Origin of the sequence: Microseira wollei NIES-4236 (assembly GCF_020521235.1) — a bacterium.
Taxonomy (GTDB): Bacteria; Cyanobacteriota; Cyanobacteriia; order Cyanobacteriales; family Aerosakkonemataceae; genus Microseira; species Microseira wollei.
The window spans coordinates 1-255 of record NZ_BLAY01000719.1; the positions used below are offsets into that span (position 1 = coordinate 1).

General features: G+C 45.1%; 1 pseudogene. It reads left to right on the forward strand.

The window, feature by feature from the left end:
- Nucleotides 1-255: pseudogene (locus MiSe_RS50340) on the forward strand (RNA-guided endonuclease InsQ/TnpB family protein); the annotation flags it as partial.

Below are 255 nucleotides of genomic sequence, written 5' to 3' on the forward strand. Positions count from 1 at the left end.
GCTGGGGATATTCAAATCACTGCATTGCCGCAACTAAAAACTGCTAGACCTTGGTACGCCGGGATTGATTCGACAGTACTGCAACAAAACGTCAAGCGTCTGGATATTGCCTACAAAAACTTCTTTGAAGGCAGGGGGTTTCCCAAATTTAAGAATCGCAGCAACTTCACTTCGTTCACTTATGCGATGGGAGTGAAATCCCAAGGGAGCAAGATTTATTTACCCAAGTTGGGATGGATGCGATTCTACAACTCC